This is a genomic window from Novosphingobium sp. HR1a, assembly GCF_015594425.1.
Classification (GTDB): Bacteria; Pseudomonadota; Alphaproteobacteria; order Sphingomonadales; family Sphingomonadaceae; genus Novosphingobium; species Novosphingobium resinovorum_A.
On the sequence record NZ_JABXWS010000104.1, the window covers coordinates 1 to 23,512 of the forward strand.

Consider the following 23,512-nt stretch of genomic DNA (forward strand, 5'->3'; position numbering starts at 1 on the left):
CTGCGGCGGCCTGTCTCGTCCAGCGTCAACTATGATGGCCGCACTGCCTCCGGAAGCAGCGTGCTATGAAATGCGCGCTTACGAAAGGTCAATTTGGCCCAGGCGTGGCGGATCAGCTGACCGGGGCCATGGTTCCGGAGAACCCTGGCCGGGTGCCGGTGAAAGTCGGGGCCATGAGCTTGGATACCGGCTTTTTCTACATGGGCATTGTACCGGCCATGGACGGAGTTGTTGCGTCTCCGGTGAGCCAAGTCTTAGGGTGGGAGCATACCGATGCGATGGCCCGCAATGCAGGTTTCACAAAAACACCGGCAGAACTGCGAAATTTCGACGCTTACACGGCATTGATAAGCAGCGACGCAGACGTTCGTGCATTCGCGCGAAAAGTAACAGCGTTCAACTTCAAACTGCTTGTTCATGCTGGTTATGAGATTCAGGATACCAGCACCAACGCGATACAGGTCGGTAAGAACCTTGAAGCTGTCAGATTGCAGCTTTTAGACGGTGCGGTAGACTTCAACTCGCCATCTTCGATTTCTGCGATTCTCGAGCGATCCAAGCGTGCTATGTTCACCGATCCCGCAGGCCGAGAAGCTGCTGCTCAACTAATCGCCCGCTTCGGCGAAGCAGCAGATCTGTACATCACCAGTCCCGAGAAAATCGCTCAAGTCGAATATGGAATGAGGCTGATTGTCTTGCCGGAGATCAAGTGGCTATTCAGCGCAAGCTCGCGAACGCCGATTGATATCGCACGAGTAAAAGCCATTACCGTCGACGACTTGATGGCTGATTTCCAATCATTTTCCGACATTCCAAAGCCGAATACCGCGACGGGTAAATTCTTTGGTGTAGTTGACTGGTTGCCGTGGGGTCCAGACCTTAAGGCCACGTCTTATCAGTATGTTAATAACGACATTCAAATTGACTTCGCCGCTAGCGTAGATCCTCTTGATAGTCGAGTAACGGCGGGGCGGGTACCAGCGAAGTACGCCCAGTGGCTGACAGTCACCCTCGGTGCGGATGATGCTATAATAATTCGGCGTACTGGGCAGCAGCCTGGAATAGGGTGGTTTGAGTACGATGTCCGGAACAAGGACGGGCTGACATCAACGTCCCGTGCCTACCTCGAACTCTATCGCCAAACGTTCTGAGGTCGAAAGCTCGCTTGGTCCTGGTTTGCGGCAGAGGGTCTCTCCGCTGCGGTTACCGCTCAATCGTCGGGTACCATTCGTTGAGTCTATTGAGACCAACGGAACCCGCCTTTCTGTTATTTCCAAACTGCACTGGGATACCGCGATATGTGTCGCCATTCACGACGTGTGATTCATGTCCATCATCTAAAAGCGCACGAATTTCCGCGACGGGCGGCGCCTGGATAATCGCCTCGCGCTTGCTCCATTGGCAGCCGAAAGGGTGTTGTGAAAGTTATGACTGTCCTCCAAGCGAAGTCGTGCGTCCTACCCATTCATGAGGTACAGTGACCTTCACGTGATGAACAACACCGAACCCTCCCCCGAAGCCCTAATACGGCGATGGGAGCCTGCGCTGAAGGCGTTCTTCCTGCGCCGGCTCCGCAATCATGCTGAGGCGGAGGACCTGACCCAGGAAACGCTGATCCGTTTGCTGGAGCAGCATGAGGTCCGCCGCGACAGCTACGTTTTTCAGATCGCACAGAACCTCCTGATCGACCGGCAGCGGCATGGAGCGGTCCGTGAACGTTACAAGGAAACGATCAGTGCCCAGCAGGACCGCCATCGCGATCCCTTGAATGCCCATGTTATCCTCGAAGGGCAGCAGCAACTCGCGATGGCGATGAAGGCGCTTGAAACATTGCCGGAACGCACACGCCACATCTTCATCCTCTACCGCTTCGAGAAGATCAGCCAGGTCGACATTGCACTCGCTTGCGGGATTTCTCCAAGCGCCGTCAAGCAGCAGGTCGCGAAGGCGATGGCCGCGTTGGCGCGCGCTTTGCAGGAAGAACACCTATGACCCAAGAATGGGATCTCCCTGCCGACCGGGATGAGCAGGCAGCACTATGGTGCCTGGAACTGGCTGAAGGCGAATTGTCGCCTGCCCTGCGCGAAAAGTTGGACGCATGGTTAGCCAAGCCCGACAATCACGACGCCTTTCAACGCGCTGCCGCAGTGTGGGATATGACCGAAGCCATCGCCAGCATGCCTGAGGTACTGCATATGCGGTCCGGCGCGATCGACCGATATCGCGAAGCGACGTTACGGCGCTGGAAAAAGCCACCGAGAATTCGTTGGTGGGTCGCGGGCATCCTGGCTCCGTTGGGCGCTGCGGCTGCCGGTATGGCGTTCTGGCTGGCCGGGCCGGAAAGCAAAGTCTTCGATACCGGAATCGGGGAAACGCAAGTGGCCATGCTGGATGACGGCTCCCGGCTTTCACTGGATGGTGATAGCAGCGTGCAGGCCACGTTTGGCGATCAGCGCCGTGCCCTGGTCCTGGAAAAGGGGAGGGCGCGCTTTGATGTGGCCCACAACCCCTTGCGCCCATTCACGGTTTCGGTCGGAGACAAACTGGTCGTCGCGACAGGGACATCCTTCAGTGTAGAGAAGCTGGGCGCGCAGGTTCACGTCGTCCTTTATCAGGGGCGCGTGGCGATCCTGCGCAACGTTGCTGAAGGAGCTGAAGGAACTGCAAAACTCGACTTGCAAAGGAGTGATGAAGAGTTCCTGAGCCCGGGGCAGGAACTGACCATGCCGGCACGCGGAAACGGCGCGCAGCAGATCAGCTCAATTGAGACGGGTGCGTCTTGGGGGAAAGGTCAAGTCAGTTTTGACGACATCGCTCTTCCCTTGGCTGTCGAACGCATGAACCGTTACAGTAAGGAGCCGCTGGTGATCGCCGATGAAGCAGCAGGAACAGTGCGCGTTACCGGCGTTTTCGAAACATCGGACAACAGAGGGTTTCTGGATGCACTGAGACAATTAAATGGCGTGCGCGCCAAGTGGGTTGATGGAAAAGTGCAATTGACAAAGCCATGAACTTAGCGTTGCTGTTCGGTAACCGTTCCTCCAGGAGTTAGCGAACCCGTGCCCAGGGCGTTGTTGGGTTTCTGCGTGCTACTGTCCATAGCTGTTCCGACATGGCCCGGGAATGCTGTCGCAGGACAGACACCGTCCCGTGTCGAGATACCCTCTCAGCAACTCGATGCGGCGCTGCGCGCTTTTGCCAAAGCTACAGGGTCTCAGGTCGCGTTTGACCCCAGGATGGTGCAAGGCAAAACAACAAGGCGCCTTTCCGCGCAAACCGCTCCCTCAGCGGACGTTGTCTTGAAAAAGCTGCTGATCGGTACGGGGCTCACCTTCGCTCGAGCCTCTTCGGGCGTCTTCATCATCACGAGGCCTGTGTCAGTCAGGCCGCGCGCGCTTCGGCGGGTGCCGGGTCGTTCTCTGCCACTGCCCGAGCGGAAGCCCGAGCACCCGCCGGAGATTATGGTGACGTCCCGCAAGCGTGAAGAGCGGGCGATCAGCGTCCCGGTAGCGGTCTGGGTAGCAAATGGTGCAGGATTGGAACAGCGCGGCGTGCGCAGTATTGCAGAGATTTTGCAGGAGAGTCCCGGTGTCGGTATGGTCGATCGCGGCAACGGCCTCCTCAAAGTCACTATCCGTGGTATTTCAACCTCACTGGGCTCTAACGAGAACGGGTATTATATCGACGATCTGCCATTTTCAGGTGTGACGGTGCCAATCACCCCGGATGTGCGAGCCTGGGATCTGGAGCGCGTGGAGGTTCTGCGCGGACCGCAAGGTACGCTTTTCGGCGAAGGCTCCATGGGTGGCACGGTACGAATTCTGACAAAGGGTGTGGGCCTGACCGAATGGGAAGCGAAGGCCAATGCTTATGCTTCGCAGACGGAAGACGGCGGGACCAACTCGGGGCTCAAAGGTGCGTTGAACGTGCCGATCCTGCCAGGCGTCCTGGCGGTGCGTATGGCAGGCACCGCCGAGTATTTGCCCGGCTGGATCGACAGTGACCTGACCGGCCGGGCCAATGTCAACGATCAGACCATCAGGACCTATCGTGTCAAAGCTCGTTTCGATCCCACGGCGCGCCTTTCGGTCAACGCCAGCTTTTCCAGCTACGATGGCAGCTTTCCCGGCGGGGACAGCAATGCCACGGACAGCGGTCAACAATCCCGGCTCAATATCATCGCCACCGATCACCGCTATGAACTGTCCGGTATCAGCGCGCACTATGACCTGGGGAATATCGAAGCCTTCTATGGGTATTCCCATGGCTATTTCCATCTGAACCAGACAGGCATCAGCGTGGGGCATCCGCTCCACTCCGTGATCGACATACAAACCGATGCGCATGAAATCAGGCTTTCATCCTCGGCAAGTCGTCATCTGAATTGGACACTAGGTGGCTTTTTGCGCGATGCACGGCGTTATGATCTTTTCCAGTATCCAAGCCTGGACATTGATTACATCGGACACGCGCCGGATAAAACGCGCGCCATTTTCGGGGAGGCAGTCTACACCCTGCCGGATACGACGGTCGATCTCTCGGCAGGGGTTCGTTATTTCCGGGAACGTATTGGCTCTGCTGCATCAAATTCAGGGGTGCTGACCCGCCAGACCGGCAATAGTTACACCAGTTGGAATCCGCGCTTTTCCATCGCCTGGCACCCTGACGCCGACGCCACGATCTATGTTAGCGCGGCGAAAGGTTTTCGGGGCGGACAGTTGCAGCCAACCTCGATACGCGTTCTTGCCGAGCAATCGGGCCTCGTGCTGCCGGAAAGGCTCGTTCAGGATTCGATCTGGAGCTATGAACTGGGAGCGAAGGCGGAAGTGTTCGATGGGCGCCTCGCTCTGGAAGCCGCACTGTATCATTCCAACTGGAAAGACGTGGCAGTACGCATTCCGATTGGGGATACGGGATACAACGGTCTTCTCAATTCCGGGGGAACCCGAACGACGGGCGCCGAGCTGAGTGCGGCCCTGCAGCTTGCAGAGGGTTTCTCGCTGAGCGCAGAGGGCGCTTACACCCATGCAACGTATGCGGCGGCAGTCCCGGGGACCGGCATCCGGGCGGGAGACAATGTTGAGGATGTGCCTCGGTTCACGGCGAGTGCTACGGCAGAATATAGCCGGACGGTAACGGGCAGTGTCGTCGGCTTCGGACGCATAGGCTGGCAGCATGGCAGCAAGCGCAGCTTTTCGGCGTTTCCGTCCTACCTGCCCGGTGACAGCATTGACAGGGTGGACATGCGGGCCGGCATCGGAACCGGGCGCTGGTCCCTTTCACTGTTCATCGAGAACGCCACGAATGAAAGCGGCGCGGAGAGTTACCGCATGGTCCAGCCCATCGCGCCGGGTGCTTTCGATGTGGTGTCCAACAGGCCGCGGCCACGCACTTTCGGCCTGGAATTAGGGGTGATGGTGCGCTGATTGTAATCCTACAGCCTCTTTTTTGAAATTTTTTTGAAACACGAGCTGTCCTTGGCGCATCTACGCGCGTCATGCCTTCCATAAGCCACAGGGAGGCATTTTCGATGAAGCGTATCGTTTACACATGTTCAGTCATGGCGCTTTTGACGGGGCTGGCGCCATCGGTAGCATTTGCGCAGGACCGTGCGGCGGTTGAGGGAACCCCGGCATCTGGCGACGAGATTTACGTCACCGCCCGCAAGCGTCAGGAGCGCGCCATCGACGTGCCCATCGCCATTTCAGCGGTCAGTGGTTCAGATCTTGAGAAGCGTGGCGTCCAGAACCTGGCAAACTTCCTGCAGGAAGCGCCGGGCGTCGGCGTCTACGATCGCGGCAATGGCATCATGAAAATCACGATTCGCGGGGTCTCCACTTCGCTGGGTGCGAATGAGAATGGCTATTACCTGGATGACTTGCCGTTCACGGGTGTAACCGTTCCTCTTTCACCCGATGTCAGGGCCTGGGATCTGGACCGGGTGGAAATTTTGCGTGGTCCGCAAGGCACGCTGTTTGGTGAAGGGTCGTTGGGTGGCACGGTGCGCGTCCTGACGAAGAACGCCGACCTCGACAACTGGGAGGCAAAGGGCTCCGCCTATCTTTCCGATACCAAGGGCGGCGGCACCAATCAGGGCATCAAGGGGGCTTTCAATGCTCCGATCGTTCCCGGAATCCTCGGCGTCCGTGTCGCCGGGACGGCTGAACGTCTGCCCGGCTGGATAGATAATTCCGCCACCGGCGAACGCAACCTGAACGATCAGACCTTCACCACTTTCCGTGCCAAGGCGCTGTTCAAGCCCACCGAACGTCTGTCCGTCAATGGCAGCTACTGGTTCTACAAAGGCACATTTCCTGGCGGCGATTCCAACTCCACGGATGACGGCCAGCAATCGCGTGCGACGGTACTGGCTTCAGGCGTAAAGTATCGTCTCTACGGCGTCAGCGCACGCTACGATCTTGGCGGAGCGGAAGCGTTCTACGGCTATTCGCATAGCAAATTCGACCTTCCGCAGGCGGGTCAAATTTCCGGAGGCCAATTAACGAGTTCTATCGGCATAAAAGTGGATGCTCATGAAGCGCGCCTCGCATCAACGGGAAGTGGACCGTTGCAGTGGACCGTGGGCGGTTATCTACGTGACGCCAAGCGGTCGGACGTGTTTCTGTTTCCGCTGTTCGCCATCGATAACAGCGGCGTTGTTACCAGCAAGGCCCGCGCCCTGTTCGGTGAGGGAACCTACACGTTGCCGGGGGCACCGATCGATCTCACCGCCGGACTGAGGTATTATCACGAGGAGCTTTATGGCGTCGAGAACAACGCCGGTGCGATAACCAATCAGCCGGGCGATACGTACAAGAGCTGGAATCCGCGCTTCTCCATCGCCTGGCACCCGACGCCAGATGCCACGATCTACGCCAGCGCGGCCAAGGGCTTTCGTTCGGGCCAGTTGCAGCCGACCGTCGCTGGTACGCTTGCCGGACCGCTGGGGATCAACCTGCCGGACGCACTTGGTCAGGATTCGATCTGGACCTATGAAATCGGTGCCAAGGCGGATCTATTCGACCGCAAGCTCACCCTGGAAGGCGCAATCTACTATAGCGATTGGAAGGACGTGACGGTACGCGTCCCGATCGGCACGACCGGGTTCAATGGCCTGATCAATTCGAACGGCACCAGGAACAAGGGTGTGGAACTGAGCGCGATAGTGCGCCCGGTGGAAGGGCTGACACTTATGGCCAATGGGTCGTATAACGACGCGACTTATTCCGCCGCCGTGCCAGGCACCGGCATTGTCAAGGGCGGCATGGTCGACGACGTGTCCAAGTATACCGCTAATGCTTCGGCCGACTATCGCGCCCCGATTTCCGGTTCAGTAAACGCCTTTGGTCGTGTCGGCTGGCAGCACAGCAGCCCGCGCCGGTTCACGTCGTTCCCCGGCTATCTTCCAGGTGACAACATCGACATCGTAGATGCTCGTATCGGTCTTGAACTGGACATGTTCTCAGTGTCGCTGTTCGTTGACAATCTTGCGAACGACAATGGCGCTACCAGCTATCGCACGGTTCAGCCAATCACCGCGACCGACGTGGACATCGCCGCGACGCGTCTGCGTCCCCGTACTTTCGGCATCGAACTGAACGCCACGTTCGGCGGCCCCGCTCGCTAAGGAAACCTGAACCCATGCGCAATACGGCCATCGCAATGCTTCTCCTCGCTTCGGCGGGGGGAGTGCTGGCTCAGGAAACGTCGCACGATCCGGCCAGGCCCGGCATAGCCGTCCTTCGTGGCGCACCGGACCGGGCATTGACCGACCCACGATCACTCGTGTCTCCCGAACGCAGGGACGCAAAGCCTGTGCCGATCGCGGACCTGTTCTTTACCCGGTCCAGCTGGTTCGCGACTTGGACGCCAGATGGTCAGGTGGTACTGTCCACCGACCTGACCGGTCGGATAAACTTGTGGCGCGTATCGCCTTCCGGGGGCTTTCCGCTCCAGCTTCAGCAATCGGAAGACAAGACTTTCTATCCCAAGTTGACGCCGGATGGCAGTACGCTGCTTTACGCCAGCGATGTTGGCGGGCGCGAGATCTACGACATCTTCGCGATTCCGGCCGATGGCGGGGAGGCGGTGAACCTGACCGCTTCGGTAGATGCGTCTGATACTGGACCGTTCGCGATCAGCCCGAATTCGAAGATGCTGGCTTTCAACCGCCGCATCGCCACGGAACCCAGCACCAATGTCGCTCTGATGACCCTTGCGGATCGCAAGGTCCGTCTGCTTACACAGGAAAAGGAGGATGGAACATACTGGTTCGTTCGCGCCTTCAGCCCGGATGGCAGGTTCGTTTATGCGAACCGCACCAATGCAGGGCAGACCGAAAGCAGCGTCTGGCGCATCGATGTGGCCAGCGCGAAGGCAGTGAAGGTCGCGGGCAGTAAGGACCTGCCTTACGAACATGCGGCAAGTCTCTCTTCCGACGGGCGGATGCTCACCCTCACCAGCGAGAATGCGGCAGGGCTGCGGCAGGCCGTGTTGCTGGATATTGCCAGCGGCAGGCGCACACCGATACGGCAGAGCGATTGGCCGCAGGAAGCGGGGGCCTTCTCCCCCGATGGCAAGACCGCCCTGGCGGTTTCCAATGTGGACGGTCGCGACGAAGTTTATGCCTATGACCTGACGGCACAGGCCGCGCGCAAGTTGCCTTTGCCTGAAGGGCATGTGAGCGATTACTTCGGCTCTTTGCCGGCGTTCTCGCCCGATGGCGGTAAGTTGCTGTTCCCGCATTCCTCCGGGGGATCTCCGTTCGACTACTGGACACTCGACATGCGCAGCGGCGAGACACGCCGGCTGACCAATCTTGGCCTTGCCAGCATAAATCCCGAAACCCTGCCGCGTACCAGCATCGTCAGCTACAAGAGCGCGGACGAAACGGTGATCAGTGCCGTGCTCTGGATGCCGTGGAATCTCAAGCGTGACGGTTCCGCGCCGGTCGTGGTGCTTGCCCATGGCGGCCCGACCGGCCAGACTTATGACGAGTTCGACCGGACAGCCACCGCGCTTGCCTCGCGCGGATATATGGTGATCGCGCCCAACGTGCGCGGCTCCACCGGGTATGGCCGTGCGTTCGAGCAGGCTAACCGGAGCGACCTTGGCGGGCGCGACCTTGAGGACGAGGCCGCCGCCGCGAAGTTCCTGGTGGCATCGGGCTACGCCGATCCGCGCAGGATCGGTATCACGGGCGGATCCTATGGCGGCTTCATGACAGTGATGGCCGTTGCGCGAATGCCGGATTTCTGGGCGGCAGGCGTGGAACAATACGGCATCGTCAACTGGAACACGATGTGGGAACGCGGCTCGCCTGCGCTGCGTGAGTATCAGCGCGGTCTGATCGGCGATCCGGTGCAAGACAAGGATGTCTACACACGCGTCAGTCCGCTGACGTACCTGCGCGATACCAAGGCACCGCTGCTGGTCCTGCAAGGGGAAAACGACATTCGCGTGCCAGCGCATGAAGCCGTGCAGATCGTTGACGTCCTGAAGAAGGCGGGCAAGACGGTGGATTCGAAATTGTATGCCGAAGAGGGACACGGTTTCCTCAAGCGTGAAAACCAGATCGACGCCGCCGAGCGCACCGTGAAGTGGTTCGACATGTACCTCAAGCAGAAGATTGATGCGAAATAGCTGGTCCTGCGGCGCGACGTCGGCGTTCGCGACTTCAATGTCACTCGCCGTAAAGGCCGCATGATTTTTGGCTTCCTTCCCGGAGACGCAAAATGAATATCATGAAAGCGACGATGCTGGCGGCAACTGCAATCGCATCACCCATTGCCGCCCAGGACAGTTATCAGTGGCTGGAAGTCCCAACCGATGCCAAGGCGCTCGACTGGGCGAAGCAGCAGACGCAGGCTGCAGAAGCGAAGATCGCGACCATGCCCGATCATGCTGCGGTTCTGCACGAATTGAAAACGGCGCTCTCCGCCGCCAACCCGCCGCCCGAGTTTTTGCTGGCGGGGCCCTACGCCCTGCGTTTCCAGCGCAGCGCGGAACGTCCGCACGGAGTTCTGTCGGTCAGCCGACGCAAGCCCGACGGAACGCCGGGGGCGTGGCGCGACGTGATCGATGTGGATGCGCTGGGCAAGGCGGAGGGCAAGGCCTATGAACTGCGTTTCGATGGAACGCGTCTGTCCTGCAGGCCTGAGGGCAACAACCGCTGTATCCTGCAATTGTCTCCGGGAGGCGGCGACGAGGATGAACTGCGGGAATTCGATCTCGATACAGGTGCCTTCGTAGCAGACGGCTTCCGCACTCCGGCAAGCCGCACGATGGCGGCGTGGCTGAATGACGATACGTTGCTGCTGGAGCATACCATAAGCGGCGCGCGCACTCTTTCGACCGGATGGGCGCGGGATGTTTTGGTGTGGAAGCGCGGTACGCCGCTGTCTTCGGCCAAAGTGGTCTATTCGGCGCAGCCTGGTGACTCGCTGATGATGCTGAATGCAACGGGCACGGGCGCGAACAGGGTGGGGATCATTCAGCGCGCGATCGACTATTCCACTTTCGAGCACCTGAAAGTGGGCCAGGACGGCTCGGTGAAACCGTTGCCATTTCCTCTCGCAGTTAAAATGGGCACGCCTGTCGTTAATGGCGGCCGGGTTTACGTTCAACTGGCTCAAACCGCGACAGTCATGGGGCAGGCCGTCCCGGCCGAAAGCATCGTTGCGTATGATTTCAATCCGGGCGTGGCGGAAGACCGTCGCTATTCGGTGGCCTATCGTGCGAACAAGGACGAGTTTCTGGTCGACGCCTATTCCGGGATCGCCGCCACGAATAGCGGAATGCTCGCAGTGATGAGCAAGCGCGGCATCCAGCAGGTGATCAGGGCCAATGCCAGGGCGAACGGAAAATGGACGCTGACGCGCGACAAGCCTGAGCCTGTCGGCACGAACGTCGGTCTTCTCGGAGCGGATCGTGCAAGCGACGCCGTGATCGTCAAGCGGGCTGGTTTCCTCGTTCCCACACGCCTCGATCTTGTCGGCCGCAGACTGAATGACACTCTGTTCAGTGAAAAACCGGCCTTCGACGCAACCAAGTTTATTGTCGAGCTGAAATCGGCGCCATCGAAGGACGGTACGTCGATCGATTATTATCTGCTCCGGCCCAAGGCACCTTCCAAGGGCGATGTACCGCTGCTGATGACAGGTTACGGTGCATTCGGGATCAGCTTCGTGCCCGGTTATCTCGATCTCCTCGTGGGCGGAAAGTCGCTGCTCACATGGCTTAACCGGGGCGGTGCGCTGGCCCTGCCGCTGATCCGGGGCGGCGGTGATCGGGGCGAGGCCTGGCACCAGGCGGCAATTCGCGAAAAGCGTGAGAACAGCTACGATGACTTTGCTGCCGTGACCCAGGCGCTGATCCGCGAAAAGTTCACCACCCCCCGCCGCATCGGCGTGTTCGGCATGTCCAACGGTGGATTGCTGGCTGCGGTCATGGGCACGCGCCACCCCGAGCTTTATGGGGCAATCGTCAGCGATGTGCCGCTGACCGACCTGGTGCGGATGCCCTATATGGGCATGGGTGCGGCATGGACGAACGAGTACGGCGATCCCAAGGAGCCGGCGATGCTTGCTGCGATCAACCGCTATTCGCCTTATCAGAATGTCGTGCCGGGCAAAGCCTACCCCCCGTTCATGATCACCGTTGCCACGTCCGACAACCGCGTTGGCCCCGGCCATGCCCGCAAGCTCGCCGCGCGGATGAAGGACGCGGGCGCCACGGTCTATTACCTTGAGGACCAGAATGGCGGCCACGGCGTGAGCGATCCGTTGAACCGCCCGGATCTGATGGCGAACCGCATGACGTTCCTGATCGATACCTTGATCAATTAGCCGTGACCGAGCGGCTCTGAGAGCAGGTACGTTCCATTAGCCGCCAGGGACCGACGCCGGAGCGTTCCTCAGGACACTCCGGCGCCTGTCGCTCGGGCAAGGTCTGCGCCTTCGCGGCGGTGGGGATGGTTGGCCGCCTGAAGGCAAGGCAAGAAACCAGATGACCCGCCAGAAAGACATTCGCGCAAACGCATTTCTATCTTCCACCTTTGCTTCCTGCACTTTGATGAACCGGCTGCGCCCGCCGAGACGATGACTCGATTGCCTCAATTGTCGGGGGGGTACCGCCTGTTTCATCGTCAGGAGCACTGACCCTGGACCCCAACGTTTCTGGGACTGCGCTGTTCGTGGCCATAACATGGTCGAACACGCGCGAAAGAGTTTTTGTCAGGAGCGCGCGCTCCTTTTCGGTAAGTATCTCCGTACTCTGTTTGACGATTGCCTCGGCTACCGGCTGCAATTCGTCGGCCAGGGCCCGACCGGTAGTGGTCAACTGCACGTCCACCACCCGCCCGTTGTCAGACCTTTTCGCTTTAGTCAGTATCTTGCGATACCGCAGCTGATCAACCATCCGGCTGACTACCGATTGCTCGATCACGGCAAGCCGCGCGATTTCGCCGATGCTGATCGGGTTTAGCTGTGACACGATCTGAAGGACACGATACTGCTGCGGCGTGAAATTCAATGGCCGAAGATACTCAAGGAGTTTCTTGTCCAACGCATTGATCAGCCTTTGTAGATCGTGGGGAAGATAACCCTCCTGCGTCGTCGTTTGACTGTGGTTCCCGCTGGATTGTTCAATTTCGGAGCCGCGCTTGTTCACAGATTATTCCATTTTCCAGGAGCTGACATCCGCGGTCAGCCCGCTCACAACTGCGTTTCTAACCCGTAGTCCGGCAGTGCGCAATTGAGCTTGGCACCACTGTTGCTCACTAGTCAGCCAGCCTTGCGGACAATTGGGGTCGATGCTGCTGCAGCACCAAGGCTTTCTCGCACCCACGCGTTGGTGAATGCAGAGCGGATGAAGGTGGAACGAATATCGTCCGGAATGCGCGTGATTTCCCCGAACAGAACCGACCAGTACTGGCAATGCTCCGTCAGCGGGCGAACGGCAGCCTCCCACGCCGCCAGCGCGTCAGGGATGTCGCGTCGATCTTGTACGTCAGCCATATAGGCGGCAAGCGCCAAGCCATTTTGTAGCGCCATGCCACCGCCCTGGCCGAGATTGGGCGGCTGAGCATGCGCGGCATCACCTAGAATTGCGGTCCTGCCAGCCGACCACTGCTTACAACGGATGTGGCTGTAGACGTTCCAGGTCACTTCTTCGCCGATGCGGTCGATCAGCCAAGCCCAATCCGGAAAGCTTTCGCGCCAGCATGGCAGGACGCGAGTATCGCTCGCCTCGACGTCGTCGGACAGACATGTCAGCGCCAGATAGATCTCTTCGTCGTTGATCGGCGTGATCAGCAAGCGGCGGGTACCGCTCCAGTTCTCGATACACCGGTTACGGGCTTCCGGCGGCATCTCGGCCTGGGTGCCCTTGACGATCGTGCGCAGCGCGCCCTCGGCGGTTCTTTGGTGAAACTCCTCCAGGTTGAGCGCCTTGCGGACGGGCGACCAGATCCCGTCGCATCCGATCGCGAGATCCGCCGTGATCTTGCGCCCGTTGGAGAAAATCAAGGTCCCGTCAGCGCGCGCATCGACAACTAACGCGCCGGTGACGATCTCGACACCCACGTTGCGAGCCGCATCCGCCAAGCTTTCCATCAGGTCGAAGCGGGGGATCGACACCATCATCACGCCCGGCGGCATCGACGCCGGCAGGATGATGCCACCGCGGTGATCACGCTGTTCAACGCCGTCTCCCATGAAGGCGCCGCGCATCGCCCGGTCGAAGGCGCCAAGCGCGCTCAGAACTGCCAGACCATTGGAGTGGACGTAGATGCCAGACCCGGTGACGCGCAAGGTTGGCTGACTTTCATAGACCGTGACGTTCCAGCCACGCTGCGCCAAGGCGGTAGCGGTGGAAAGGCCGCCGATGCCACCACCGCTGACGATTGCTTTGAGCCCCATATTCACAACCCCATCCTTGATGCTGCCTAGTTTAGGCCGTGTGCCTTCACGCGTTCGTGGCGCCCGCGATCGTCCGGGCGTAGCTTGTCAGGCCGACCCCGCCCATGAATTCGACGACGGGTTCGTACATCACGATATCGCTGGGAGCCCCGTCCATCATTCCCAAAAGCGTTACCCACATCAGCATCTCGGACCCGCCAGCGCCGCCCAGTTCCCGGACCGCGGCGTGATCCAGGCTCCGCAGACCCTCTACGTCACCACTCGCGATTTGTTGGAGAATTTCACGATCCCACTCAATATTGATGAGCTCCTTGCCCGACTGCGACATCTCTTTCTCTCGCGCGATCAGGTCCATTGCCAGCGTGGGATCTTTCGCCCACGCGTCGCGCCCGAGGATATTGAACTGACGAACTCGCGCAATCAGAGGATCAGATGCATCGTCGTGATCGAAGACAATGGGAGGCCAGTGCGAAATCCCCCCGCTCGCCATGATTGCGACGCGCTCCGGGCGGCGCGCAACGATCTCGCGCATTGCGAGCCCCATGTCATAGGCGCGACGGAACGTTGGAAGCGGCGGAATGAAGCAGTTGGTGAAGATTGGGACAATCGGGAGGTCGAGGTCGGGCCAGAGATACTTCTTGGGAATGAGCACATTGTGAACCAGTTCCGCCGATTCAGAACGGTGCAACTCGAAACCCTTGTCCATCAGCGTCTTATAGATGTCGAAGGCAAGATCTGCGTGTCCGGTGATAGGCCTCCGCTTCATCTGTATCCACGCCTCTGTCTCCGGCGTCGGCCCATAGTGCGTATCCCCGAGCGCGATCGAGAAGCCGGGAAGGTTGTGCAAGGTATACATGTCGAAGTGATCGTTGACGAGCGCGATCAACACGTCCGGCTTTGCTTCGGTGATCTGGTCTTTGACCACATCGAAGCCAGCCATGAGTCGCTCGACCAGCGCCGAATCTGGTCTATCCATCTGATCACCCAAGCCAGGAGTGTGCGTGATACCGAAAGCAGCCACTATCTGCTGGTTAACACTTTGCTTTCTCTGCGTTTTCACATCCCGCCCTTTTCTCTGAAGCCCAGCACCCCAAGCCGGTCGAAAACTACTTTAGGCATCAAAATATGCAAACGCAAGCTTTGCGCTTGACAGTTTGATGAATTGGAGGCCCTTATACGAAATGCAAGCTGATCCCTCACCGCGAATGGCTTTCTGTCATATGAGGATCAATAATCAGTTGGGGGATTGCGCTTGGTTTGAGATAAAACTTAAGACAAATGCTGATTATTTAGGTTAAAATAAGACCGTAGGTCAGGCGTGCGTGCACGCATGCTTCTATAGAGGACTATGGATCGTGTCTTTCAGTGATTTGCCTTCACGCCCTTCACCTCTGTTTCAAAACGCCATTGCCTACGCGGAGACCGTTTTGGATCTTTCTCGGCAGGTTGCGCTTGGAGGTGAAGTGACATTTCACGCTGATCTTGAATATGGGCAGGACTATTACCAGAAGGTCGATGTCTACGCGCCGTTGAACGTTTCGGAACCGCTGCCCGTATTGCTGTTTGTCCATGGCGGAGCGTTCATCGGAGGGTACAAGGAATGGATGGGCTTCATGGCCTCGGCGATCGTCGAGACGCCGGCGGTTCTCGTTTCGGTGTCCTATCGCCTTGCACCCGAAAGCCCTTTTCCTGCCGCTGTCGAGGATGTCGGTGATGCGCTCGCCTGGACCTATCACAACATCGCCGGGTTCGGGGGAGATCCGGAGCGCATCTTCCTTGGCGGCCATTCCGCAGGAGGGCACCTTGCGGCTCTAGTAGCCCTCGACGCGAGTTGGCTGGCGGCGCATGACCTTGGGCCTGCCATCATAAAGGGCGTCATCGCGGTGAGCGCGCCGCTGGACATGAATTTCGCCGGGGAGGGGGCAGGCACTGAGGCTGCACTAAAGATGCGCAGAACCTTCATTCCCAACGATGAAGATGTAATCCGCGCAAATCCCATTGCCCAAATTTCAGATCGAGCACCGCCCTTCTACGTCTCTGCCGGAGACGATGACTTGTGGTCCCTGGCTGAAGACATGAAACGCTTCGCTTCTGCATTGCGCGATAATGACGTTCCGGTGATCGAGGAAGTATTCGCGGGCCACAACCACTTCGACACTAACATGCGCTGTGTCGATGAGGGGCATCCGTGGATTGGCCGGGTAACCCAGTTCCTGAGATCTGGCTCGCCTTCATGAGTGGAGCGTTGCAACACTATTTTGGCAAATAATTCGCCAATATCCAAAGTAAAACATGAAATAGTGAAATAAATTTCGCAGGGAAAATTATTCGATAATTTAAATTAATTGATCAGCAAGATGGGGGTAATCATGACAGCCTTTTCACAGCGCCGCTATGTTTCAGTAATGCTGGGGGTAAGTGCCGCCAGCCTGATGATAAGCAATCCCGCTTTCGCTCAATCCGTCACCAAAGCCCCCAGCCGCGGGGATGCGGGTGATGGTGAGATTGTGGTGACTGCCGAGAAGCGCGCGAGCAGCGTGCAGAAGGTCCCCATCGCCATCACCGCTCTGTCAGGCGACACGCTCGCTCAAGCTGGCGTCAACGATATCGCCCGACTTGCCAGTTCAATTCCGAATTTCGACTTCGGCGAGACATTCGGCGCCGCCAAACTCGCCATTCGCGGTATCGGCTATGCCAATCTGTCGACTGGCGCCGAAGGCAGCGTTGCCTACAACCTGAACGACGTATACATCGCGCGGCCTGCCGGGCAGATCGGCAATTTTTATGATGTCCAGCGCGTGGAAGTGCTGCGCGGACCGCAAGGCACACTATACGGGCGCAACGCGACAGGCGGCCTGATAAACGTCTATACAAACCGCCCGACGGACGATTGGAGCGGTTCCGGTCAGTTGACGATCGGCAACTACAACGATCTGATCGTCGAAGGGGGCATCGGTGGCCCGATCGCGCCGGGCATTGGCGCACGCATCGCCTTCTTCGGCCAGAATCGTGATGGGTACGGGACCAACGTTGTCACCGGCAACGACGTTGACGACACGCGCACTCGTGCCGCACGCCTGACCCTGGCTTTCGAACCGGCAAGCAACTTCTCCGTAACGGTGATCGGAGATATCGGACGAGACCGATCGCGCGGCCGCGGTGCGCGCCTGGTCAATCAGCGTGGCCTGACCGGGGAGCCGGGCGTATCGGGCCTGCCGGTTGCCGGTATCCAGCTAGGCGGAACCGCGATTATCAACGGGTACGACATCGCGTCCGATGTCGATCCGCGCTATCGGCGTCGAAGCGGCGGCATTACTGTCGATGCCAAGCTTGAACTGAACGACTTTACTTTACGCTCGATCAGTGCGTGGCGTCACACGGCCTTCAGTTTGAACAGCGATCTCGATGGCACCAGTTTGCCGATCAACCAGATCTTCTACGATGAAAAATCCAACGCCTATACGCAGGAACTCAACCTCAACTACTCTAGCGAGGCGTTCGACGTGACGACGGGCGCCTACTTCTTCGCCGAAAACCTTCAGGGCTCCTTCTGGACTCCGCTTGCTTACGATCCGGTAACTTCGGCGCTACAGCCGGGCAACTGGCGGAGCAATTACGGCGCGGGTGGCGACCTGAAGGCAAGGGCTTTTGCTGGCTTTGCGCAGGTTTCTTACCGCCCGACCGATCGCCTGACCCTGATCCTGGGAGGGCGTTACAGCACCGAGAAGAAGACCGACATCGATCTCTATACTGACTTCGTTACCTCGACCCGCTTCCTTGAGGCGGCGGACTTCGTGAACAGGAACCTGCCTTTCGCAGCGCCCTACAAATCCTCGAAGCGGTGGAACGCTTTCACTCCCAAGTTCGGTGTCAACTTCCAGGTTTCTCCGCAGACGCTGATCTATGGTTCTGTCTCGAAGGGCTTCAAGGCCGGTATCTTCAATCTGGGCGGAACGCAGGTCATCCCGGTCGCGGGTGGAGGCGTCGTGCTCAACAATCCGCCGGTCAATCCCGAGACAGTCTGGGCCTATGAGGCGGGCCTGAAGACGCGCCTGCTGAACAATCGACTGCGCATGAACCTGGCAGCGTTCTACTACGACTATTCGGATCTTCAACTCACCAAGATCGATGGCCAGAACGTGGTTCTGACCAACGCGACGTCGGCCAAGATCTACGGTATCGAGGCGGAGACGACTTTCGAGCCCGTCGATGACTTCAAGATCGATTTGAACGCAAGCTGGCTCCATTCGGAGTTCACCGATTTCACCAACTCGGATCAGGGCCGCCCGGGCCTTGGCCAGATCGATCTTTCGGGCAACCGGCTGCCGCAGTCTCCCAAGTTCACCGTCAGCGGCGGGATAGAATACGCGGCGCAAATCGCGTCGGGGTCCATCGTCGGCAGGGCTCAAGGGTTCTGGTCTTCGCGGATATTTTTCGACGAGTTCAACGTAAACGCGGTGTCGCAGCCCTCATACGCCAAGCTCGATGTCTCTCTCTCCTATCGACGTACCGATGGCATCGAACTTACTGCGTTCGTCAACAACGTCACCGACAAGAAGATTCTGGAAACGGCTTACCAGTCCAGCAGCCTGACAGGCTTCCCGGTCAATGGCTTCCTGGCACCGCCGCGCACCTACGGTGTCCGAGCACGGTACAGCTTCTGATGACGTCGCCATTGAAGCACGCAACGAAGGGGCGCAAGGCCGGTCGCGCTCAGGGGATACTTCTCCTGATCGCGTCCGCCTTGCCGGTGATGGGCGTCGTTCTGCTGTCGCCCGTGGCGCACCGCCTGCCCGAAGTGCTTGGCCCGGGGCCTGACGGCATAAGCCTTGCCCCGATCGTGCTGACCGCACCCGCGCTGGCGATTGCCCTGTTCTCGGCTTTGGGGGGATACCTGGCGGATTTCTACGGCAGGCGTGTCTGCCTGCTGACGGCGCTGTTCGTCTACAGCTTTCTTGGCACGGCACCGCTGTGGCTTGATAACGCCTACGCGATCATCGGTTCGCGCTTCGGGCTGGGCATGGCCGAAGCCGTCATCATGGCATCTTCGATCGCGCTCATTGGCGACTATTTTGAAGGCCCCACCCGCGATCGGTGGGTGGCGTACATGATGGCCGTATCCGCGCTGAGCGCGACCTTTTTCTACATTATCGGTGGGATACTGGGCGGCATCACCTGGAAGTTCCCTTTCGCGGCTTATGGCATGAGCCTGATAATCTTTCTGGCGGCGGTCCCGATCATCTTTGAGCCCGACAACCCCAGGCGGAAGGGGAGTGATCCAGTACCGGGCAAAGCCGGTCGACCGCGCGGCCTGCCATTGCCGATGATCGCGGTGCTGATGGCCACTTTCTTCGGTTCGATCCTGTTCTATATCGTTCCGTTGCAGATGGGCGGTTTCCTTTCCGCGCGCGATGTCAGCTCCTCGGCACAAATCGGGGTACTGATCGCCATCGCCAGCCTCGGCAATCCGCTTGGTTCGTTCAGCTTCCGCTACCTGCGAGCGTTGCCCTTTGCTCCCATGCTTGTCGGCAGCACTGCGCTGGCCGGGGCCGGTCTTCTGCTGGCGGCACTGTGGCCGGGCGTGCCAGCTTTGGTGATCGGTGCTTTCATCAACCAGATGGGGTGCGGCATCCTGTGCCCGCTCACCATGGCTGCCGTTCTGCGGTTGGCCCCCGCCCACCGCCGGGGCACGAGCGGCGGTAGCTGGAGTTCGGCGTTCTTCGTCGGCCAGTTCTTCTCGCCGATGGTCGTCCTCTATCTGATGAGTTTCGACATTCGTTCTGGAGGATTGATGCCGCTGGTTATCGCCAATGCGGTCTTTGCCGTAATCGCTTACGCGACATTTTCGAGGATGTCTTCGCGTTCGCTGGCTTCCCAGGATGACATCGGACCCTTGCCTATGGTGAAAGTGTGATGGCGCCAGGCAGCCTGGCCCGTACCGGCTTCGTTTTGCGAGTGCACGGGCAATGACCGTGGCCGTGCTTGGGGGTGGCCTGATGGGCAGCGGCATCGCGCAAGTCTTTGCCGCTGCCGGGTTCGCCACGCGGATTTACGATCCAAGCAGCGTGATACAGGCGGCGCTTCCCGCGCGCATTCGCGAAAGCCTGGCCGCAACCGGCGGAGATCCTGCGACGGTCGATCTCATCGAGATTACCGGCGATTTGGCGAAGACGGTAACGGGTGCTTCCTTCGTCACCGAATGCGCGCCCGAAAAGATCGAGGTGAAGCGTGAGCTCTTCAAGGCGCTCGTCGAACAAGCGCCTGCTGATGCCATCTTGGCGACCAACACTTCCGTCATTTCGATCACCTCCATCGCGGAAGGACTACCAACGGCGGAGCGGATCGTGGGCACGCACTGGTGGAATCCCGCGCCGCTTATTCCTCTGGTAGAAGTCGTACCGGGGGAGCACACTTCAGCCGATACCGTTAGGGCTGCGATGGCGATGATGCGGCGCATCGGGAAGTCTCCCGCCCAGCTTCATAAGGATGTTCCCGGCTTCATCGGCAACCGCCTTCAGTTCGCTTTGTGGCGAGAGGCGATTTCCATGGTGGCCGATGGGATCTGCGATGCTGCCACGCTGGACTTGTGCGTAAAATCGAGTTTCGGCCGCCGTCTGGCAGTGCTTGGGCCGTTGGAAAATGCCGATCTTATCGGCCTCGACCTTACGCTCGACATTCACCGAACGATCATTCCTGAGCTGGATCGGCACGCTGCTCCTCACGAATATCTGGAAGCCCGGGTCGCATCCGGAAAACTCGGCTTCAAGACGGGAGAAGGTTTCAAGATCTGGAGCGAGGAAGACATGCTGCGCATACGCCAGGACCTCATCACGCACCTGCTCTCTTTGCAAGGTGCGCCCCCGCCGAACGGAAAGGTTGAAGCATCGTCTTGCGTCAGGGACTGATTAACCCGGGACCAGCTCTTACCGCGGCCGATCGCCGCACCATGATGAAACACCACCTCAGGAGCACAGATTACCATGTACAGATATCGGCCGATCGACCCTGACAGCGAGGCACGCTACATCGAAGACCTGTGCGACCGGATCGAACAGGGCCTCGACGGCGGCGAGATGCCGATCGATGCCTATCAGGACGACCGCGTGTTCCGTGCCGAGATGGAGCGTGTGTTCACGCGTTCCTGGGTGTTCATCGCGCACGAGACCGAGATCCCCAACTCCGGCGACTTCGTAACCCGGCGCATCGGCCTTGATCAGGTTATCGTCACGCGCACGGGCAAGGGCGAGGTTCACGTGATGCTGAACCACTGCCGCCACCGCGGTACGTCGATCTGTGCCGAGGATTCGGGCAACGCCACCCATTTCCGCTGCCCATATCACGGTTGGACGTACAAGAATAACGGCGACTTCGTTGGCGCGCCTGAGATGAGCATGGCCTATGGCAAGCGGCCAGACAGCAAGGAGTGGGGGTTGATCAAGGCCCCCCGGGTGGAAACCACGCATGGCTTCATCTTCGCCTGCCTTTCACCCAATGGGCCCGATCTGGAGGAGTACCTCGCAGGGGCCGGCTGGATGTTCGACGTGCTGTTCGGCCTGCACCCGGACGGTATGCGTGTTCTGGCGCCGCCGGAGCGATTCATCATCCGTTCCGACTGGAAAAGCGGATCGGAAAACTTCAGCGGCGATTCCTACCATGTCGGCACGGCGCATTACTCGGCCACGCTTTCGGGCTTCGCTGCGGGCGACCTGCGCAATAACGGCGACCGTGCCGATGGCTTCCTGTTCGACAACGGACACAGTTTCGTCGGGCATAACCTTCCCGAATGGTTCGGGCCGGAATTCGCGTTCTGGGGCTATCCTCCCGAGCTTCGCGAGCAGATGGACTTGTCCAACCTCGACGAGACGCAAAAGTGGTTGTTGACCTCGCTGCCGCCCACGATCGGTACGATCTTTCCAAACTTCAGCTTCGTTCGCTTCCCTTCGCCCGCTTCTCCCGGCGAGTTCCCGATGGCTTACACCGATGTCCGCGTGTGGCAGCCGATCGAACCGGGCGTGATGGAGATGTGGCACTGGCAGCTCGAATATGCGTTCATGCCGGAAGACTATCAGCGCCAATCCTATGTTGCCGGCCAGTTCGCCTTTGGAGCGGGCGGCATGATCGAGCAGGATGATTCAGTGCTATGGGAAGGCGTTGCGCGCTTGGCGCGCAGTCCCTGGGCACGGCGCGACGCGATCCCGATGCACTTCAAGCAGAAGCGTAGCGAGCCTGACTTGGAGTGGAAAGGTCCCGGTCGGCATTACACGACCACATACGGCGAATATATGCAGGAGGGCTTCTGGCGCCGGTGGGTCAAGGATATGCGCGCGTCCGTGACGGAGGTTCACAATGACTGACAAAGTCACTGACACAGGGGTCGTCGATCCGGTGATGTCCGCGGCAGAGGCATTCCTGGCTGCCTCACGTTTCCTTGCCCTCGAAGCCAAGCTGCTCGACGAACGACGGTTTGATGAATGGTACGAGCTGCTGGACGATGATATTCTCTACGAAGTGCCCATCCGCGAAGCCCGGTTGAAATTCGAGAACGAAACCGTGGGTAACGCGCACTTCATCCACGACACCAAGCGTCGCCTGAAAGTGCGGATCGACAGGCTGAACTGTGGCGAATGCTGGTCGGAGACACCGCCGTCGCGGACGACGCGGGTGGTGGGTAGCGTACTGGTCGAACCCACCCAACAGCCCACGGTTTTCCAGGTAGACAGCGCGTTGCTGCTCTACCGCCAGCGCGCCACCGACATTCCGGGCGACATCCTCCCGGTTCGCCGCACCGATCTGCTGCGCTTCGGGCAAGCGGGGCCTAAGTTGCTGAAACGACGGGCCTTGCTTGCCGACACGACCTTGCGAAGCCCGAACCTTGGCATCTTCGTTTAACACCGGGGTGAAAACATCGGTAATGATGACCTTTTTTCCGGGTCATCGGTAAAGGTTAAAAAGGGGGCTGTCGCCAGCGCGACAGTTCCCGTCCCATGATGAATCGCTCGTCAATGTGGAAACGTCTCATCGTCCGGCTTCCTGTCGTTGACGGTATCCGGTTGAGCCAAGTCACGAGTACCGGCACCTATGCCTTGTCTGTATAGACTCATACCAAAACCTGTGGAATCTGGAGGTTCTGTGAGGTCGCGCGGCGGGACTCTGGCGTCCGTGCGCTGTGCGTGACCTCATTGATGATCACTCCCTGCCCTCGAATTCCCGGCGCCACTCGTCGCATTGCAGTGCAAGCTGCTCCTCCACGGATGGCCAGTCAAAGGTGAACGCGCGTGCGGCTGCCCGCATCGGGTCCGCGTAATCTTCGGCGGTCAGGGGCGCTGTGCCTTGAACCACCACGCAAGTCATGTCGGGGTACCCACGTGGAGAGGTGAAGGCGCGCAGAACCTGCAGCGGCCTGGGAAGATCGTCAGGTCTCAGCCGATAAATCGGGTGCTCGGGCTCGGGACAACGTTCGCGCACAGCGAGTGCCAGGTTCGCCAGATCAATACTCGCGCGGCGACGGATGACATCCATCAGTACCGGATAGATGGCCCGGACCATCGTCTCGTCATCGCGGGTGATGTGAAGGGCGGCCGAGACTCTAGGCC

17 protein-coding genes are annotated in these 23,512 nt (G+C 59.2%); 13 read left to right on the forward strand and 4 right to left on the reverse strand.

The window, feature by feature from the left end; translation table 11 throughout:
• The first annotated feature begins 104 nt into the window (after window positions 1-104).
• The 7 genes from HWN72_RS27685 to HWN72_RS27715 all read left to right on the forward strand — a co-directional run bounded on the left by HWN72_RS27685 (window position 105) and on the right by HWN72_RS27715 (window position 11,846).
• A complete protein-coding gene (locus tag HWN72_RS27685) occupies window positions 105-1,151 on the forward strand; it encodes a hypothetical protein (RefSeq protein ID WP_211151958.1) in 1,047 nt (348 codons plus the stop codon).
• A 340-nt stretch (window positions 1,152-1,491) separates the two neighbouring features.
• The gene (locus HWN72_RS27690; RefSeq protein WP_211151959.1) at window positions 1,492-1,992 is read left to right on the forward strand and encodes an RNA polymerase sigma factor; all 501 of its coding nucleotides are present in this window, start codon (window positions 1,492-1,494) and stop codon (window positions 1,990-1,992) included.
• Complete coding sequence (locus tag HWN72_RS27695) at window positions 1,989-3,011, forward strand: FecR domain-containing protein (RefSeq protein ID WP_211151960.1); 1,023 nt, start codon at window positions 1,989-1,991, stop codon at window positions 3,009-3,011. The genes HWN72_RS27690 and HWN72_RS27695 overlap by 4 nt, the downstream gene beginning before the upstream one ends.
• A gap of 288 nt (window positions 3,012-3,299) precedes the next feature.
• Window positions 3,300-5,426, forward strand: a complete 2,127-nt coding sequence (locus HWN72_RS27700) for a TonB-dependent receptor (protein WP_211151961.1) — start codon at window positions 3,300-3,302, stop codon at window positions 5,424-5,426.
• Window positions 5,427-5,530: 104 nt separating this feature from the next.
• The gene (locus HWN72_RS27705) at window positions 5,531-7,627 is read left to right on the forward strand and encodes a TonB-dependent receptor (protein WP_248006397.1); all 2,097 of its coding nucleotides are present in this window, start codon (window positions 5,531-5,533) and stop codon (window positions 7,625-7,627) included.
• A gap of 14 nt (window positions 7,628-7,641) precedes the next feature.
• Window positions 7,642-9,642, forward strand: coding sequence for a S9 family peptidase (locus HWN72_RS27710; protein WP_211151962.1), 2,001 nt, complete (start codon window positions 7,642-7,644; stop codon window positions 9,640-9,642).
• A gap of 92 nt (window positions 9,643-9,734) precedes the next feature.
• Window positions 9,735-11,846: a prolyl oligopeptidase family serine peptidase gene (locus tag HWN72_RS27715; protein WP_211151963.1), complete on the forward strand. Its 2,112-nt coding sequence runs from the start codon at window positions 9,735-9,737 to the stop codon at window positions 11,844-11,846.
• 196 nt (window positions 11,847-12,042) lie between these two features.
• Here the strand turns inward: HWN72_RS27715 and HWN72_RS27720 are convergent, their stop codons facing one another.
• From HWN72_RS27720 to HWN72_RS27730, 3 genes are all read right to left on the reverse strand, one after another.
• Window positions 12,043-12,669 (reverse strand): MarR family winged helix-turn-helix transcriptional regulator, encoded by a 627-nt coding sequence (locus HWN72_RS27720; RefSeq protein WP_211151964.1) that lies wholly within the window; start codon window positions 12,667-12,669, stop codon window positions 12,043-12,045.
• Window positions 12,670-12,782: 113 nt separating this feature from the next.
• Window positions 12,783-13,919, reverse strand: coding sequence for an NAD(P)/FAD-dependent oxidoreductase (locus HWN72_RS27725; protein WP_248006400.1), 1,137 nt, complete (start codon window positions 13,917-13,919; stop codon window positions 12,783-12,785).
• 46 nt (window positions 13,920-13,965) lie between these two features.
• Window positions 13,966-14,979, reverse strand: coding sequence for a hypothetical protein (locus tag HWN72_RS27730; RefSeq protein WP_289357702.1), 1,014 nt, complete (start codon window positions 14,977-14,979; stop codon window positions 13,966-13,968).
• 295 nt (window positions 14,980-15,274) lie between these two features.
• Between HWN72_RS27730 and HWN72_RS27735 the strand changes: the two genes are divergently transcribed.
• From HWN72_RS27735 to HWN72_RS27760, 6 genes are all read left to right on the forward strand, one after another.
• Window positions 15,275-16,156 (forward strand): alpha/beta hydrolase, encoded by an 882-nt coding sequence (locus HWN72_RS27735; protein ID WP_211151967.1) that lies wholly within the window; start codon window positions 15,275-15,277, stop codon window positions 16,154-16,156.
• Window positions 16,157-16,264: 108 nt separating this feature from the next.
• The gene (locus tag HWN72_RS27740) at window positions 16,265-18,583 is read left to right on the forward strand and encodes a TonB-dependent receptor (RefSeq protein WP_211151968.1); all 2,319 of its coding nucleotides are present in this window, start codon (window positions 16,265-16,267) and stop codon (window positions 18,581-18,583) included.
• Window positions 18,583-19,833 (forward strand): MFS transporter, encoded by a 1,251-nt coding sequence (locus tag HWN72_RS27745; RefSeq protein WP_211151969.1) that lies wholly within the window; start codon window positions 18,583-18,585, stop codon window positions 19,831-19,833. Before HWN72_RS27740 ends, HWN72_RS27745 begins: the two co-directional genes overlap by 1 nt.
• A gap of 52 nt (window positions 19,834-19,885) precedes the next feature.
• Window positions 19,886-20,824, forward strand: a complete 939-nt coding sequence (locus HWN72_RS27750) for a 3-hydroxyacyl-CoA dehydrogenase family protein (protein WP_211151970.1) — start codon at window positions 19,886-19,888, stop codon at window positions 20,822-20,824.
• A gap of 75 nt (window positions 20,825-20,899) precedes the next feature.
• Window positions 20,900-22,273 (forward strand): Rieske 2Fe-2S domain-containing protein, encoded by a 1,374-nt coding sequence (locus HWN72_RS27755; RefSeq protein ID WP_211151971.1) that lies wholly within the window; start codon window positions 20,900-20,902, stop codon window positions 22,271-22,273.
• Entirely contained in the window at window positions 22,266-22,808 is a 543-nt protein-coding gene (locus HWN72_RS27760; protein WP_248006398.1) for an aromatic-ring-hydroxylating dioxygenase subunit beta, read from the forward strand. Before HWN72_RS27755 ends, HWN72_RS27760 begins: the two co-directional genes overlap by 8 nt.
• Window positions 22,809-23,105: 297 nt before the next feature.
• Here HWN72_RS27760 and HWN72_RS27765 read toward each other — a convergent pair.
• Window positions 23,106-23,512 (reverse strand): hypothetical protein (locus tag HWN72_RS27765; RefSeq protein WP_211151972.1); only part of this gene is annotated, 407 nt, incomplete at its 5' end.